Source organism: Pararhizobium antarcticum (assembly GCF_001885585.1).
Lineage (GTDB): Bacteria > Pseudomonadota > Alphaproteobacteria > Rhizobiales > Rhizobiaceae > Pararhizobium > Pararhizobium antarcticum.
Genome location: NZ_LSRP01000013.1, coordinates 74,382 through 90,652 on the forward strand (window position 1 = coordinate 74,382; position 16,271 = coordinate 90,652).

Sequence of the window (16,271 nt, forward strand, 5' to 3'; positions counted from 1 at the left end):
CCGAATTCAGCAATTGCCCGTTCTGCGCATCTTGCCGCAGCAAGCCGGTCAGACATCCTTCTTGTCATCAGGGGGCACTGCCAGCTTGTTGAAGAAGGCGGAGGTTCGCAACAGGTTGCGAAAGCGCATGCGCCGTTCGCCGGCCGGCACGCCGCCGCGCGCCGCCATGCGCTGCAGCGTGTAGAGCATGAAGGCGGCGAGGATGGTGGCGGTGTAGATGAACAGCGCCTGCGGCCCGAAAACATCGAGCATGACCGATGCGAACAGCGGGCCGATGATCGCGCCGAGCGACCAGAAGAACAGCATGCCGGCGGAGACCAGAGCGTGCTGGCCTTCCGCGGCATGATCGTTGGCATGGGCCGAGCAGAGCGAATAGAGCGGCATGGCGAAGGCACCGAAGATGAAGATGCCGATGTAATTCGCCGCCTCGTTGCTACCGGCAAAAAATGCGAGAAACAGCCCGGCAAGCAGCGAGCCGAAGGTTGCAAGCAGGATGATCAGCCGGCGGTCGAAGCGGTCGGAATAGAGGCCCAGCGGATATTGCAGCACCACGCCGCCGATGATGCCGATGCTCATGAACGTGGCGATGGCGGTAATCGAAAGTCCGATGCCGTCGGCATAGATCGGGCCGAGAGAGCGGAAGGTGGAGTTTGTCAGGCCGACGACGATGCAGCCGATCGTCGCCAGTGGCGAGATGTTCCAGAGCGCCCTTATGTCGAAGCGGATCGCTTCCGGCGCGCCGGGCTTGACCGGTCGGCAAGGGAGATCGGCACCAGCGACAGCGACAGCGCCATGGCGACGATGGCAAACAGCTGAAAGCCGTCGATCCCGACGGTCGGTATCAGATACTGCGCCGCCGTGACCGAGCCGAGATCGACGAGCCGGTAGATCGACAGGGTGCGTGCGCGGTTTGCATTGGTAACGCGGGCGTTCAGCCAGCTCTCCACGGTTGCAAACAGGCTGGCGAAACAGACGCCGGCGATCAGCCGCATGAGGAACCAGAACCAGGGATCGATGAACAGTACCATGGCGATGGCCGCAGCCGAGGCAATGGCGGCCATGGCGGAAAAGGTCCTGATATGGCCGATCGAGCGCAGGATGCGGGTGACATAGATGCAGCCGATCGCAAAGCCGATGTTGTAGCCGGTGCCCACCAGTCCGATCAGCGAAGTCGAGAAACCCTCCTGCAGCGCACGCAGGGAAATGAACGTGCCTTGCAAGCCGTTTCCACCGATCAGGATGCCCGCCGTGATCAAGAGGGGAATGAGCGGGCGGATCTGGGACATGGGAACAACGGCCTGTTGCAAACGTTGTGGCTACACAGAGCCAAACGGGTCCGGCTTGTAAACCTGGATTTCTGGAAAATACGTCGTTGAAGTCCAAACAACATGGAACTGACGTCACAATCGCGGGAGTAAATTGCCGTTTATGTCGAATTCTGCGTGCCGGACAGATTTAAAGAAAGAACCGCGAATGATGCCGGATGAGTTGCGCGCACTATTCTCCACCTACGAATCGATAGCGCTGATCGCCAACAACGAAAAAAACGACATGGCGGCTATTGAGGGCCGGTTGCCGGAGAATACGCTGTTCGTCTTCTTCAACCAGTGCGACAAGGTCTTGGCGGCGCCCTTTCAACGCGATGCGATCCTGTGCGTCCGGCTGATCAGTCTGGGTGAAGTGCTCGATTCCCGGAAACATCAAGTGCGCGCCCATCGCCTGTTGCCAAAGCTGAAAACCGTCATCGGCGTGCTTGCGAACCGGGGATCTGCCAGACGGGAGGAGGGGCCCGATGCGCCGTTGAAGAGCCCCGCGGTACCTTTGACCCTGGATTTCGACTATCTGTTTCCGTCATTTTACCCGAGCCGCCGTTATGCCTCAACCGGGTTCGCCGTAGCGCTGTCGCTGCTGGAAAACATCGGTAACGCCGCGATCTATCTCTGTGGCTTTTCCGGCGTGCCGGGCCAGAAATTCAGCATGAATGCCAGTCACGACTGGGTGTTCGAGCAAACGCTGCTGCAGTTGATGATCGGGCAGGGGCGCCTGCACCGGATCGATCCGCAGGCGACCGACACTGCCGGTCCCTCGCTGTCAAGAATTCCGCAACGCTATCCGGAGTTCAAACCCGCCGACGTGGCGCTTGCGGCGACACAGGCCGTCAACGAGCGTTTCATCGGCATGGAGCATCGGGTCAGCAAGCTCTGGCAGATGACGGGCTGGATTCGCGGCATCAAGACGGTCTTTCGTCCCGCACGCCGTGCGTTTCGCCGCCTCATCGACTGAAAACGGCGCAGGGCTAAGGGCGCCCGTGTGTGTTGCCTGCTCTTTTCCAACCGGTGCGCTACGGCGTGGCGTGGCCGGGCGCCCTTGACAAATACGGCCCGCCATGCGCTTTTCCGCCCGATTTTGACACTGCCGTTGCGCGCTTTCCCCTGCGAGCCGGCACCGCACTTCCAGGATAAAACAATGCATCGTTACCGCAGCCACACCTGTGCCGCTCTTCGCAAGACCGACGTTGGCCAGACCGTCCGCATCTCCGGCTGGGTCCACCGCGTCCGCGACCATGGCGGCCTGCTGTTCGTCGACCTGCGCGATCACTACGGCATGACGCAGATCGTCGTCGATCCCGATAGCCCGGCCTTCAAGGCAGCCGAAACGGTCCGTGGCGAATGGGTCATCCGCGTCGATGGCATGGTCAAGGCGCGTTCGGATGAGACCGTCAACAAGCAGATGGCCACCGGCGACATCGAACTCTACGCGCAGGAGATCGAAATCCTCTCCGCCGCCAAGGAACTGCCGCTGCCGGTGTTCGGCGAACCGGACTATCCGGAAGATGTGCGCCTCAAGTACCGTTTCCTCGATCTGCGCCGCGAGACGCTCCACAGGAACATCGTCAAGCGCACCCAGATCATTGCCGACATGCGCGCCCGTATGAATTCCATCGGTTTTGCCGAATATTCGACGCCGATCCTGACCGCGTCGTCGCCGGAAGGCGCCCGCGACTTCCTGGTGCCGTCGCGTATCCATGAAGGCAAGTTCTTCGCGCTGCCGCAGGCGCCGCAGCAGTACAAGCAGCTTCTGATGGTGGCTGGCTTCGATCGCTATTTCCAGATCGCGCCGTGTTTCCGCGACGAAGACCCGCGCGCCGACCGCCTGCCGGGCGAATTCTACCAGCTCGACCTGGAAATGAGCTTCGTGACGCAGGAAGACATCTGGAACACGATGGAGCCCGTCATGCGCGGCGTCTTCGAGCAGTTCGCCGAAGGCAAGCCCGTCACCCAGGAATTCCGCCGCATCCCCTATGACACATCGATCCGCACCTATGGCTCCGACAAGCCGGACCTGCGCAACCCGATCGAGATGCAGGCCGTGACCGAGCATTTCGCCGGTTCCGGCTTCAAGGTGTTCGCCAACATGATCGCGTCGAACCCGAAGGTCGAGGTCTGGGCAATCCCGGCCAAGACCGGCGGATCGCGCGCCTTCTGCGACCGCATGAACGCCTGGGCACAGTCGACCGGCCAGCCGGGATTGGGCTACATTTTCTGGCGCAAGGAAGAGGACGGCACCACCGGCGGTTCCGGCCCGCTTGCCAAGAACATCGGCGAGGAACGCACCGAAGCGCTGCGCGTCCAGCTCGGCCTTGACGCTGGCGACGCCTGCTTCTTCGTAGCCGGTGATCCGGCCAAGTTCTACAAGTTTGCAGGCGAAGCCCGCACGCGGGCCGGCGAGGAACTGAACCTCGTCGATCGCAATCGTTTCGAGCTGTGCTGGATCATCGACTTCCCGTTCTACGAATGGCTGGAAGACGAAAAGAAGATCGATTTCGCTCACAACCCCTTCTCCATGCCGCAGGGTGGCCTCGAGGCCCTCAACACGCAGGATCCGCTGTCGCTCAAGGCCTACCAGTACGATCTGGTCTGCAACGGCTTCGAGATCGCCTCCGGTTCGATCCGAAACCAGCTTCCGGAAGTCATGGTCAAGGCCTTCGAACTGACCGGCAAATCGGCGGAAGAGGTCGAGGAGCAGTTTGGCGGGCTTTACCGGGCCTTCCAGTACGGCGCCCCGCCGCATGGCGGCATGGCGGCTGGTGTCGACCGTGTCATCATGTTGCTCGTCGGTGCCAAGAACCTGCGCGAAATCTCGATCTTCCCGATGAACCAGCAGGCGCAGGACCTGTTGATGGGCGCCCCGTCGCCGGCCTCGCCCGCCCAGCTGCGCGAACTGGCCCTGCGCGTCACGCCGACGCCGAAGAAGGACTGAAACGAAAAGCTGATCGTCTTTCCAGGCGACGGAATGATTTGATAGGGCCTGGCAACTGTTCTGCCAGGCCCTTTTTTGGTTCAGCGGCGCCGCAGCGCGTTGTCGAGATAGTACCATTGATCGAGATGCGCGCGCACGACCGGTTCGAGAGCAGCATTGAGCAGGAGAATATCGTCGACGGTGCGCGCCCCGGGTGTTTCCTCATGCGGAAGCTTGATGGCGGGGAGGGCGTAGCCGACGAACCGGAAACCCTCTGTGCGCAGATTGTACCACGGGCATATGGTGGCGCCGGTTGCGCGCGCCAGCCGGACGACAAGGGCGAGATTGCCTTCCATATGCGGTTCCCGTCCGAACAGCGGGCCACGGATCACTCCGCCAAATCCCTCGTCGCAAAAGGCATTGATGACTCCGCCGTTCTTCAGAATCTTCATTGCAGGGCGGACACCCTGGAAGCCAGGCGGAAGGAATTGCAATCCGGCTTTCCGCCGGACCCGTTCCGCAATCCACGCTTTCGCCCGACCGTTCGGCGGCAGATAAAAGCTGTGCGGCGAAACGTTGATCCGTTGCAGCAGGATCGGGCCAATTTCCCAATTGCCAAGGTGCATGCTGACGATGATCGTCGGTCCTTCACGCACCGCTTTGTCGATAATGTCGATACCGTGCAAGGTGATGCGCTCCGGATGTTTCGCGATGCGGTTAACCACCGAAAACTCCGTCATCAGTCGGCCCTGCATGCGGCAATTTTCGCGAAAGAGCGCGTCCTGTTCCTCAGCCGTCTTTTCCGGACAAAGCTGCCGGATCGTATCGCGCGCACGCTTCTCGCCGGCCTTGTAGAAACGGGGAATGGCGAAAAGCCCGAGCCGCGCGCCGATCGCCGAGCAAACGTCCATCGGCAGGAGCTTCATGCCGAAAAAACCGAGGAGGTTGACGCCGTTCCAGAAATTGTCCGTCACCCAGTACCGACGGAACGCTCGGCCTCTTAGGCCTCCGGCAAAAAGATCTGCAAGGCCGGGGCGATCGGCTTGCGAGAATATCCAGGCTTTGCGGCGTGAAATCTCGCTTTTGCTCGGTTTTCCACCCTGTGTCATGCGGCCGCTCCCCCTTGCGTCATAAAAGCGTGATCGCATGTTTGACGCGGACGAGTCGAGAGGCAGGAAGGCAAGTTTCGGGGATGCACGCGCGCCCGGATCGAGAAGAATGGGATGAGCGCTGGAAACATGGCCCGGTGTTGAAAAACGCCGGGCCATTGCATTATCCGGTCAAGTCACCGTCTATCAGTCGTTCGCTGTCACCTTGACGCCCAGAACCGAAGGGATCGTGTTCGGGGCACCCATGGCAGCGCCCATGATCATCGGGAAGGGGACGGGATTGGCCGGCTCTGCGCTGATCGTCAGGCTTTTCGGCGCATCGAGGTAGGAATTGACGGCCATCGTGACCTGGTTCTGCAGTTCCGGTACGTTGAGCTGGGCCAGCATGATCGGCACCAGGCCCTTCAGCGACTGCGCCAGCTGATCGCCGGAGACGCCCTGCTGCGAACCGGCATAGTCCAGCGCCTTCTTCGTGATGCTCGCATCGTCAAAGCGGATTTCGGCGCCGTTGAAGGTCAGTTGCTGCATCAGGCCCATCATCGAAAGCCCCATGGCCTGGTTGGCCTCTTCCTTGTTCGGATTGGCTTCCGCCGCCTTCATGGCATCCTGCATCGCCTTGAAGAATTCGAGCGTGTAGCCCGAAATATCGAAGCTCATGGCGAGCCGTCCGACATTGGCGAAGTCGAACGCATATTCCTCGAGATTGATGTTGCCGCTTGCCAGTTCCCAGCTGCCCTTGATCGTGACTTCGCCCGACAGGGTCGTCAGCCCGAGCTTCTGGATGGCTTCCTTCGCCTTGGCATCCTCAACCATCGACAGGTCGGCCTTCAGGCCGGTGAGCGTTCCATCGAAATCGAAGCCGGCATCGCTCTCCTGCTTGGTGAGGTTGCCTTCCGATTCCTCCATCGAGAAGACCTGCTTGCCCTTTGCAGTGACGACGATCGGACCGGTGCCGGCCGATTCATAAAGCAGCATGTCGTTGATCGTGCCGCCTGCTGGGTTGCCGGGGATCGACATGCCGCCAATGGTAATGTCCTTGGCGGAGACGCTGGTCTCCGGCTCGGTGATATTGACATCGGGCAGGGTGACCGTTTCGACATAGTAGCCGCCGTCATCATTTTCCTCGACGCCGTCCATGGTCACGTCGCCGATCTTCACGGTCTGGTCGGGCTGTGCCGCCATCTTGATCGCAGCACCCTTGACGGTGACCGTGTCGCCATCGACCTCGACGCCGTCATAGGCGATGGACGCACCGCTGATGGCATAGGCGGCGTTCAACTTGGTCATCAGGGCCGCACCGTCCAGTGCAAATGCCGGGCTGCTCAGGCTGACGAATGCGGCACCAGCCAGCATCAGACGGAAGTTGCGCGTGTGGATCATCTCGGGGTTCCTTGTGTAAAGTTGTCATGTCGAAAACGTTTCTATGACGATCTGATGCGGGAATATATTCGAATTAAGGCACCGAGTCATGTTTTCCCAGAGGGCTATTTGCGGGAGAACAGTACCGAGCCTCATTTCCACGGACACGCTGTCTTCCGTTTCCCGGTGATGCCGGTGGGAACCATGTGGCCCCGCAGGGTTGGCGAAAAGGCGCAACGGGCCGGAGCTTGCCTATTGGCGCGCAGGCTGGAGGCCTGGCTTTCCCCAATGACAAGGCCTCAGGATCCGATCGGTCCGGTTTGCGGTTCTCCACAGCCCAATCCCCTGCAATCCTTGCTGTTGCACAGGTCTTGGGTTAGCAAGAACCTATGGGACAGAGCCTTTTGCCGCCGTCTGGCGGAGACGATCATATTCTGCCGGTTGACCTCAAGGCGGCGCTGGAAGAGCGCTATCTCGCCTATGCGCTGTCGACCATCATGCACCGGGCACTTCCAGATGTCCGCGACGGCCTGAAGCCGGTCCATCGCCGCATCATCCATGCGATGAGCGAGCTTGGTCTGAAGTCGAATTCGTCGTTCAAGAAATGCGCCCGCATCGTCGGCGACGTCATCGGTAAATTCCACCCGCATGGCGACCAGTCGGTTTATGACGCACTCGTGCGTCTGGCGCAGGATTTTTCGCAGCGTTATCCGATCGTCGATGGCCAGGGCAATTTCGGCAATATCGACGGCGACAACGCCGCTGCCTACCGCTACACCGAAGCCCGGATGACCGACGTCGCGAGCCTGCTTCTGGAAGGCATCGAGCAGGACGCCGTCGATTTCCGACCGACCTACAACGAGGAAGACCAGGAGCCGGTTGTTCTGCCCGGCGCCTTCCCGAACCTGCTCGCCAACGGCGCATCCGGCATCGCCGTCGGCATGGCGACCTCCATCCCGCCGCACAATGCGCATGAACTCTGCGATGCGGCGCTCTATTTGATCAAACATCCCGATGCGACGGTGGAGGATCTCATCTATGATCCGGCCAACCCGCAAAAGGGTGGCATCGAAGGCCCGGATCTTCCGACCGGCGGCATCATCATCGAGAGCCGCGAAAGCATCATCGAATCCTACAAGACCGGCCGTGGCGGCTTTCGCGTCCGTGCCAAGTGGGAGAGGGAGGATACCGGTCGCGGCGGCTACCAGATCGTCATCACCGAAATTCCCTTCCAGGTGCAGAAATCGCGGCTGATCGAAAAGATTGCCGAACTGCTGATCGCCCGCAAGCTGCCGCTGCTTGAAGATATCAGGGATGAATCGGCCGAGGATATCCGGCTGGTGCTGGAGCCCAAGAGCCGCACCGTCGATCCGACCATCCTGATGGAATCCCTGTTTCGGCTGAGCGAGCTTGAAAGCCGCATCCCGCTGAACATGAACGTCCTGTCGATGGGCCGCGTGCCGCGCGTCATGGCGCTGAACGAGGTGCTGACCGAGTGGCTCGCCCACCGCAAGGAGGTGCTGCAGCGCCGCTCGCGCTTCCGGCTGGCGGCCATCGACCGTCGCCTCGAAATCCTCGGCGGCTATCTCGTCGCCTATCTCAACCTCGACGAGGTGATCCGCATCATCCGCGAGGAGGACGAGCCGAAGCCGGCGCTGATGTCGCGCTTCACGCTGTCCGACCTGCAGGCCGAATCGATCCTCAACATGCGGCTGCGCTCGCTGCGCAAGCTGGAGGAGTTCGAGATCCGCACCGAGTTCGAAGCGCTTTCCAGTGAAAAATCCGATATCGAAGCGCTGCTCGCCTCGGACGAAAAGCAGTGGCAGACCGTTGCCTATGAAATCAGCGACGTGAAGAAGAAGTTTGCCAAGGCAACCGAAATCGGCAAGCGCCGCACGCTCTTCTCCGTGGCGCCAACCGCCGATGTCGAGGCGCTGCAGCAGGCGATGATCGAGAAGGAACCGATCACCGTCGTCATCTCGGAAAAGGGTTGGATCCGGGCGCTGAAGGGCCATATCTCCGACACGTCGACCCTGCAGTTCAAGGAGGGCGATGCTCTGAAGATCGCCTTCCCGGCCTCGACCACCGATCGCATCCTTGTGGTCACAACCGGCGGCAAGGTCTACACGCTGGGCGGCGACAAGCTGCCGGGCGGACGCGGCCATGGCGAACCGCTGCGCATCATGGTCGACATGGAAAACGATCAGGACGTGCTGACGGCCTTCGTCCACGACGCCTCCCGCAAGCTGATCGTATCCTCTGCTGCCGGCAATGGTTTCAGGATCGCCGAGACCGAGATGGTCGCCAATACCCGCAAGGGCAAGCAGATCATGAACGTGGCCATGCCGGACGAGACAAAGCTCGTCGTTCCGGTGCGCGGCGACCATGTTGCCGTCGTTGGCGAGAACCGCAAGCTTCTCGTCTTCCCGCTCGACCAGTTGCCCGAGATGACCCGAGGCAAGGGCGTGCGCCTGCAGCGCTACAAGGATGGCGGTATCTCCGACATGCGTTGTTTCGCGATCGCCGATGGTCTTACCTGGAGCGACAGTGCCGGCCGCAGTTTTGTGAAAAACAAGGATGAACTGATCGAATGGATGGCGGACCGCGCAACCGCCGGCCGCGCCGTCCCGAAGGGCTTCCCGAGGAGCGGCAAGTTTTCGGGGTGATGGTGGCGTTTATTTCATGACGGACGTTTTAAGCGATAGGAATTGAGACGTCGCGTAAAAATTCGGCGGCCCCTATTTCATCAATTTCCCCGGCTGCAACGGACAAAACGAAAGAAATCACATCGGCCTGCGAGGCTTCGATAAGGACGCCGTTTAGGTATAGAAACGTAAACGCTGCCAGCCATCCGGTTCTTTTGTTGCCGTCCGAAAAACCGTGGTTGCGGACAATCCCGTAGAGATAGGCCGCCGCAAGCGCGTAGATATCGTTTTCTCCGTAGAGCGCTTTGTTGATCGGTCGCGCCAAGGCCGATTCCAGTGCATTTTCGTCCTTGAGGCCGGCTAATCCACCATGCTCTAGCAACTGTTCCTGATGGATAATCTCAATCGCTTCACGAGACAGCCATTGAATGAGGGTCATTTGGCCAATTCGCGCAAGGCTGTATGGTATTTTTTCATGCCGATGCGCGCCGCGCGCAACTGTTCTGCAAGATCGGCCTTTTGCGGTACAAGCTCGATCTTGGAACCGTTCTCGTTGATCTGCAACTCATCGCCGGCCTTCAGTCCAAACCGGTCCAGGACCTCTTTCGGGATGATGATGCCTTCGGAATTGCCGATCTTTCGGATGGTGACGTTCATAACGAAGCTCCAATGTTATAACTCGATTATAACATCAAGGTCGTCCCCGTACAACGGCGCTCAATGCAGCGGCGGTGCGATCGATGCGGCCGATCTCTGCCGCATCTGCCATAGCGAATGACCAACCAGCGCCAGGATCAGCACGCCGCCGCCGGCAAGCGTCTGGGATGTCGGCGTTTCGTTGAAGGCCATCCAGACCCAGATCGGCGCGAGAATGGTTTCCAGCAGGTAGAACATGCCGACCTCGGGTCCCGAGAGATAGCGCGGACCCGTCGCCAGGCAGAAGAAGGCAAGCGGGATCATGATCGTGCCATCGAAGATGATCCAGAACGGGTCTGCAATGATGAGGCCTTCGGCCGGCGAGAGCAGGTAGCCGATGATGCAGGGAAAGATCGCCGTTGCCAGCGGCACCAGTCCCATGTCCTTGCCGCTCGCCCGGCTGACGGTGATGGCGCAGGCGAGCAGCAGGGCGGACAGAACCGCCATGGCGTCGCCAAAGACATTGCCGCTCTTCAAACCGTCCTGTACGATGAGGCTGACGCCGAAGACCATGATGGCCATGGTGATCAAAGTCGCGTTCGACGGGCGCTCCTTGAGGAAAATCCAGGACAGGATGGCCGCGAACATCGACGTGAAGGCGACGATGAAGACGACATTGGCGGTTGCGGTGTTGAAGACAGATAAAAGGAAGGTGAACGTGCCGAGACCGTAGAAGATGCCGGCGAAGAGACCTTGCCTGCCGGGCACAAGTGCAATCTGGCGCCCCATGATCCTGTTCAGGACAAACCAGGCGATCAGCGCCACGATGAAGGTGCAGAGACTGCGGGTGGCGAGAAGCGACCAGACCTCGCCGTCGGACAAGCGGATCAGCGGGATATCGAACGACAGGGCAAGCCCTCCGACGGCGGTGATCGCAAGACCCCGGCGGTGGTGGGCAGCATCGATGGGCAGGGACACGTCTATTCCGATTCGGAGGTTGTTTCTTCGATCCCAGCATAGCGTTCCCATCCGCGGGCCATAAGGTGCTCCTGCGGCAAAAACTTTGTTTTATAGTCCATCTTGCGTGAGCCCTTGACCCAATAGCCGAGATAGACATGCGGCAGTCCGCGATCCTGTGCCTTGCGGATATGGTCGAGGATCATGTAGCTGCCCATCGATCGATCGGCCTGGGCGGGATCGAAATAGGAATAGACCATTGACAGGCCGTCGCCCATCTTGTCGGTGAGGGCGGCCGCGATCAGAGGCCCTTTTCCCTTCTCGGAAATCCCGTCGCCTTCGGCACGCAATCGATATTCGATGATGCGGGTGTTGACGTGCGTGTCCTCCACCATCATCGCATAGTCGAGCACAGACATGTCGGACATCCCGCCGCGCTGGTGGCGGCTGTCGAGATAGCGCCGGAAAAGCGCGTATTGTTCACTGGAGGGCTCCGCCGGATATTCGGTTGCAACCACGTCGCTGTTCAGCGCCTGGATGCGCCGCATCGAGCGGGTCGGCTTGAATTCCCCGGCAATGATGCGCACGGAAATGCAGGAGCGGCAGGTTTCGCAGGCCGGGCGATAGGCGATGTTCTGCGAGCGTCTGAAGCCGCCCTGGGTCAGGAGGTCGTTGAGCTCAGGAGCCCGCTCGCCCACCATATGGGTAAACACCTTGCGCTCCATCTCGTCCGGCAGGTACGGGCACGCTGCCGGCGCAGTTAGGTAAAATTGGGGAGACGGTGCAGTTTGCGTGTTCATTGGGCGCGGGGGTCACTCTTCAGTCCGCTTCGGGTGCAACCAGCATGGCGAAAGAATGGAAAAGGTCAACCGGCACCCGCAGGTGCAGATGCCGGTGATGCCCGAAAAGCGGATCCGGCGCATCGCGAATTCTGGGGATGTTTCGCGTTCGACAGCCTTCGAGGCGTCAAGAGCGGTCGCGACGGACGGTGACGGTGCCGATCAGGAGGTCGTGGAGCAGGCGCCCACGATCCGTGAAAAGCCCGATCAGGAGAATCAGCGGGGTCAACAGCGCATTGGCAATCCAGAAGATCACCAGATGGACGATGGCCGTCAGGAAATCCATCGGACGTCCGTCGGTGCGGGCAATCGCCAGCCCCATCATGTTCATTCCGGGCGAAGCCTGGTTTCGACCGCCAACGGTAACGCCGAAATACAGCATGGCCAAGGCCGCAAACAGAACCGGGTAAAGCAGGAAGCCGAGGCCAAATGTCAAAATGCCAAGGAAGAACACGACAACGGCTGCCGGCACCCAGAGCATGGCCACGATCAGATAATCGATGACAAAGGCGAACATCCGGCGCGACAGGACGCCCTGGTAGGCCCGCCAGTCGGTGGAGGGAATTCTCAGGTTTTCGTCTTGCACGCTCATCGGCTTATCTCCAATTGTCTGGAACCGGATATGGGATCGATCGCTGGAAAAAACAATGGTCTGTCCCGGCCGGCTAGCCTTGGCGCCTTGCCGTCACATGCAGCCATTGCGTCGGCTGGCGATCATAGCCGCTGCCCTCGCGTGTCTCGATGCGGATGTCGGCCCAGCCTGCAGCGCCGTACTGCGCACAAAGCCAATCGGCCGCAGGATAGTTGTAATATCGGTCGAAACGGTCGCGGCCATCGACAGCGCCCGCTTTATAGCTTGCCTGGAACAGCCCGGCCGCCCGTGTCGCTCTTCGAATGCGCGACAGGATGCCGGCAAGGTCTGGTCTTGGGACATGCAACAGGCAGGCATTGGCCCAGACCGCATCATATTGGCTGACGGCGTCCAACTGGTCGAACGGCAGGACCGCGACAGCGCGTCCCAGTGTTCGTTCGGCCTCCAACGCCATTTCCGGCGTTCCATCCGTCGGGAAAACGTCGAAACCGCGTGCCAGCATATGGGCGCTGTCGCGGCCGCTGCCGCAGCCAAGTTCGAGTATGGTTGCTCCTGGCTTCAGTGCATCGAGAAACCGATCGAGGTCGGTGGTCGGCTGGCTGGCTGTATCCGTCGCATAGGTCTTCGCCTCCCGGGCATAGAAATGCAGCGTTTCAGCATCCGATTGCGCCATGCCGACCTCCCTCTTATGCGCGTTTCGCCAATATCCGCGCAACATCCATGGCAAAATAGCTGAGGATGCCGTCGCAGCCGGCGCGCTTGAACGAGAGCAGGGTTTCCAGCATGACGCGTTCGCCGTCGATCCAGCCGTTCATCGCGGCAGCCTTGATCTGCGCGTATTCGCCCGAGACCTGATAGGCAAAGACCGGCAGGCCGAATTCCTGCTTCATGCGCCAGCAGATGTCGAGGTAGGGAAGCCCGGGCTTGACCATCAGCATGTCGGCGCCTTCTTCGACATCAAGTGCAGCGTCCCGGAGGGCTTCGGTGCCGTTGGCCGGGTCGATGTAATAGGTCTTCTTGTCGCCCTTCAGGAGACCGCCGGTGCCGATCGCCTCGCGATAGGGGCCGTAAAACGCAGAGGCGAATTTTGTCGCATAGGCCATGATGCCGACCGACTGGTGGCCGGCGGCATCCAGCGCCTGGCGGATGGCGCCGATCCGCCCGTCCATCATGTCGGACGGAGCGATGATGTCGGCGCCGGCGTCGGCCTGCATCACGGCAGCCCTTGCGATCTGCGCCACCGTCTCGTCATTGAGGATTTCGCCGTCTCTGAGGATGCCGTCATGGCCATGGCTGGTAAACGGGTCGAGCGCAACATCCGTGATGATGCCGATATCGGGCACGGCGGCTTTGATGGCGCGCGTCGTCTCGTTGATCAGATTGTTGGCAGCGAGACTGTTGGAACCGGTTTCGTCGCGCAGCGACATGTCGATGTTCGGAAAGGTTGCCAAGGCCGGAATGCCGAGGTCGGCCGCCTCGCGTGCCGCCTCGACGGCCTTGTCGACGCTCATGCGATTGACGCCCGGCATGGCGGCGATCGGCTCTAGGATGTTCGATCCCGGGACGATGAAGATCGGCCAGATCAGGTCATCCACGGTCAGGCGATTTTCCTGAACCATGCGCCGCGTCCAGTCGGCCTTGCGGTTGCGCCGCATGCGCCGGTGGCCGGTGATAAGGTCAACGGGGCTGGTCTTGTCTGTCATGCGTCTGGTCTCTCGTGGGCCTGGTCCGTCGGCTGGGTCTTGGCCAGGGGTGTACCATGCAAGAGGCCCCACGCAAATATCAGCCTTCAGGCACGTCGCCGCGACGTATTCGCACAAGGAGTTCCGGAAATGTCTTCACCGGGAGACGAGCGCGTCGGCGCGCGCTGTAGCTTCAACAGCCGCACCGCGCGCCGGCAGGCGCCTTTGAGTATCGGCTTGCGATCTACTTGTCTTTTTCCTGATCGACACGGCCTGTCGCGACTGAGGGGCTGGTGATAGAGACCGGGTCGCTGGCCGGGAAGCTTTCCTCAAGTCCCTTTTCAAGCTCCTTGTCAGCCGACTGTGTCGTCTGACGCTTCTGTTCCTGCTTGAGGGACTGGACGGCCGGCGATTGTGCCTGGCGCTGCTCGTCGGTCTGCTTCGTTCGGTTGTCGTTCATATCAGTCTCCGATCGGATGGGTGTGCCGGGGAAACGTTTTGCGACGACCATTGTTCCGCCGCGTCCTTTGCTAGCGATGGGGCTTTCGCGACAGCGCCGTCTCATCCATTTCGCTCAGGCATCGTCCAGGTCCTCGCTGTCGATAGCGGCAATGGCGCTCGCCCGTTGAAGGTCGTCCTCGAGCGTGCCGCTGCGCGGGAAGTCGGTGACGGTCAAGCCAGAGGCGTCGATGATGAAGATGTCACCTTGTTCCGTGACAATCGCGCGGAACGGTCGTTGATAATGCATTGTTGTTTCCCCTTTGGGCCACGGCTTAATCCTGCCTGCGGTCTGGAAAAGACACGGACCCAATTTGACCGCTGGAACTGTCGCAGCGCTGAGACAGTTCCGCATTAAACTTTTCTTTTGCCATTTGGTTGCATTGCAAAACGACAGAAAGAGAATTGCGCAGGCGCACAACGCAGCCGAACAAGCATCTGGCTAAGCGCAAAGGCCCCACGTATCGTCCGCGCCATGGCTGCTGATTCTGTACACGTTCCCAAACCATCGCTTTCGGAAACGGTCTTCGGATTGTTCCTGCGCCTTGTGTCCATCTCCTGCTTCTGGTTCGGCCTGGGCTATTGGGCGATGCTCATCGGCTTTTCCTTGGGCGGGCAGGGGCGCTTCGACCTTCTGTCCCTGCCATGGCGCGCGGCAGCGACGACACTGGCGGTCGTCTACCCCGTGGCAGCACTTGGGCTGTGGCTTCTGGTGTCCTGGGGGCCAGTGCTTTGGGTGGTGGCGGCGGCGGTCGAAATCACCATGTTTGAGGTCTATCCGCAGATCTTCGGAAGCCGGCCTTTCCTGTTCACGCTTCACCTTGCGGTGGCCGCAACCTTCGTGATTTTCAGGGCAGCAATCGCCTATCAGCGATCGAGACAGGCCAGGGCTGCAAGAATTGATTTACCCTGACACAAGGGCTGTGGATAGTAAGGCGCTGTTAAGGCTGTAGTTTAAGTCGAATTTTAGACGTATTCGATAGTGTCTACCTCAAGGCGGGAAGAGATACACACACCGCCAAACAAAACAGTGAGGCAGTCATCATGAACACGAAAATGAAACCGCAGGTCGTTGCCGTCAAAGATCCCCATGAAGATGCAATCCGCTCGCTCTACATGGAATCGCTCCACCTCGTTGAGCGTCTTCACCGCCGTCTCCTGGATGTCATCAAGGACGAGTTCGATCGCTCGGGCCGCTCCGACGTCAATGCCGTCCAGGCGCTCCTGCTCTTCAATATCGGCAATTCCGAACTGACGGCCGGCGAACTGCGCTCGCGCGGTTATTACCTCGGCTCCAACGTATCCTACAATGTTAAAAAGCTGGTTGATCTCGGCTTCATCAATCACCAGCGCTCCCGCATCGACCGCCGTTCGGTCCGCATCAGCCTGACGGATGATGGCCAGCTGATCGCTGAAACCGTTGCCAAGCTCTATGAGCGCCATATCGGCTCCATCCAGAAGGTCGGCGGCATCGGCACCGACGAATTCGGCCAGATGAACAAGCTCCTGCAGCGCCTCGACCGCTTCTGGAACGACTCGATCATGTACCGCCTGTAAACAATATGCCTTTGTCTTCCATCAAAAGCCGGACGTGTCCCGCACGTCCGGCTTTGCCGTGTTCTGTTGCCGAGAAGCCATATCCTGTTGCCGAAAAACGGCGTGCAGGCACGGTCGCCCCGCAGTCTCCGGGCAGAGCGCGGCCGGCGACACGAATC

Annotated in this window: 16 protein-coding genes and 1 pseudogene; 5 read left to right on the forward strand and 12 right to left on the reverse strand. The window is 60.2% G+C overall.

The window, feature by feature from the left end; genetic code table 11:
- Window positions 1–48: 48 nt before the first annotated feature.
- Window positions 49–1,286 (reverse strand): annotated as a pseudogene (locus AX760_RS02445) (MFS transporter).
- 187 nt (window positions 1,287–1,473) lie between these two features.
- On the opposite strand from AX760_RS02445, the gene AX760_RS02450 reads away from it, so the two are divergent.
- Complete coding sequence (locus AX760_RS02450) at window positions 1,474–2,283, forward strand: hypothetical protein (RefSeq protein ID WP_071831246.1); 810 nt, start codon at window positions 1,474–1,476, stop codon at window positions 2,281–2,283.
- A 183-nt stretch (window positions 2,284–2,466) separates the two neighbouring features.
- The gene (aspS, locus tag AX760_RS02455) at window positions 2,467–4,260 is read left to right on the forward strand and encodes an aspartate--tRNA ligase (protein WP_071831247.1); all 1,794 of its coding nucleotides are present in this window, start codon (window positions 2,467–2,469) and stop codon (window positions 4,258–4,260) included.
- Window positions 4,261–4,340: 80 nt separating this feature from the next.
- On the opposite strand, the gene AX760_RS02460 is transcribed toward aspS, so the two are convergent.
- Together AX760_RS02460 and AX760_RS02465 are read right to left on the reverse strand one after the other, a co-directional pair.
- Complete coding sequence (locus AX760_RS02460) at window positions 4,341–5,348, reverse strand: lysophospholipid acyltransferase family protein (RefSeq protein ID WP_175551998.1); 1,008 nt, start codon at window positions 5,346–5,348, stop codon at window positions 4,341–4,343.
- Window positions 5,349–5,534: 186 nt separating this feature from the next.
- Window positions 5,535–6,728 carry a hypothetical protein gene (locus AX760_RS02465; protein ID WP_071831248.1) on the reverse strand — a complete coding sequence of 398 codons (1,194 nt, stop codon included), beginning with the start codon at window positions 6,726–6,728 and terminating at the stop codon, window positions 5,535–5,537.
- 368 nt (window positions 6,729–7,096) lie between these two features.
- Between AX760_RS02465 and parC the strand changes: the two genes are divergently transcribed.
- Complete coding sequence (parC, locus tag AX760_RS02470) at window positions 7,097–9,373, forward strand: DNA topoisomerase IV subunit A (RefSeq protein WP_071831249.1); 2,277 nt, start codon at window positions 7,097–7,099, stop codon at window positions 9,371–9,373.
- Between the two features lie 28 nt (window positions 9,374–9,401).
- Here parC and AX760_RS02475 read toward each other — a convergent pair whose 3' ends face one another.
- From AX760_RS02475 to AX760_RS27005, 9 genes are all read right to left on the reverse strand, one after another.
- Window positions 9,402–9,791, reverse strand: a complete 390-nt coding sequence (locus tag AX760_RS02475; protein ID WP_071831250.1) for a type II toxin-antitoxin system death-on-curing family toxin — start codon at window positions 9,789–9,791, stop codon at window positions 9,402–9,404.
- Window positions 9,788–10,009, reverse strand: a complete 222-nt coding sequence (locus AX760_RS02480) for an AbrB/MazE/SpoVT family DNA-binding domain-containing protein (protein ID WP_071831251.1) — start codon at window positions 10,007–10,009, stop codon at window positions 9,788–9,790. Before AX760_RS02480 ends, AX760_RS02475 begins: the two co-directional genes overlap by 4 nt.
- 60 nt (window positions 10,010–10,069) lie before the next feature.
- Window positions 10,070–10,966 carry a DMT family transporter gene (locus AX760_RS02485; protein WP_071831252.1) on the reverse strand — a complete coding sequence of 299 codons (897 nt, stop codon included), beginning with the start codon at window positions 10,964–10,966 and terminating at the stop codon, window positions 10,070–10,072.
- A 2-nt stretch (window positions 10,967–10,968) separates the two neighbouring features.
- Window positions 10,969–11,745 (reverse strand): arginyltransferase, encoded by a 777-nt coding sequence (locus AX760_RS02490; protein WP_071831253.1) that lies wholly within the window; start codon window positions 11,743–11,745, stop codon window positions 10,969–10,971.
- Window positions 11,746–11,911: 166 nt separating this feature from the next.
- Window positions 11,912–12,376 (reverse strand): RDD family protein, encoded by a 465-nt coding sequence (locus tag AX760_RS02495; RefSeq protein ID WP_071831254.1) that lies wholly within the window; start codon window positions 12,374–12,376, stop codon window positions 11,912–11,914.
- A gap of 73 nt (window positions 12,377–12,449) precedes the next feature.
- Complete coding sequence (locus tag AX760_RS02500; RefSeq protein WP_071831255.1) at window positions 12,450–13,049, reverse strand: class I SAM-dependent methyltransferase; 600 nt, start codon at window positions 13,047–13,049, stop codon at window positions 12,450–12,452.
- A 13-nt stretch (window positions 13,050–13,062) separates the two neighbouring features.
- Complete coding sequence (gene hemB, locus AX760_RS02505; protein WP_071831256.1) at window positions 13,063–14,079, reverse strand: porphobilinogen synthase; 1,017 nt, start codon at window positions 14,077–14,079, stop codon at window positions 13,063–13,065.
- Window positions 14,080–14,302: 223 nt separating this feature from the next.
- The gene (locus AX760_RS02510) at window positions 14,303–14,518 is read right to left on the reverse strand and encodes a hypothetical protein (RefSeq protein WP_071831257.1); all 216 of its coding nucleotides are present in this window, start codon (window positions 14,516–14,518) and stop codon (window positions 14,303–14,305) included.
- A 114-nt stretch (window positions 14,519–14,632) separates the two neighbouring features.
- Window positions 14,633–14,806: a hypothetical protein gene (locus AX760_RS27005; RefSeq protein ID WP_175551999.1), complete on the reverse strand. Its 174-nt coding sequence runs from the start codon at window positions 14,804–14,806 to the stop codon at window positions 14,633–14,635.
- 117 nt (window positions 14,807–14,923) lie between these two features.
- Here AX760_RS27005 and AX760_RS02515 point away from each other — a divergent pair, with 117 nt between their 5' ends.
- Together AX760_RS02515 and ldtR are read left to right on the forward strand one after the other, a co-directional pair.
- Window positions 14,924–15,469, forward strand: a complete 546-nt coding sequence (locus AX760_RS02515) for a DUF6163 family protein (protein WP_425348806.1) — start codon at window positions 14,924–14,926, stop codon at window positions 15,467–15,469.
- A 131-nt stretch (window positions 15,470–15,600) separates the two neighbouring features.
- Entirely contained in the window at window positions 15,601–16,113 is a 513-nt protein-coding gene (gene ldtR / locus AX760_RS02520) for a transcriptional regulator LdtR (RefSeq protein ID WP_071831259.1), read from the forward strand.
- The last annotated feature ends 158 nt before the right edge of the window (window positions 16,114–16,271 follow it).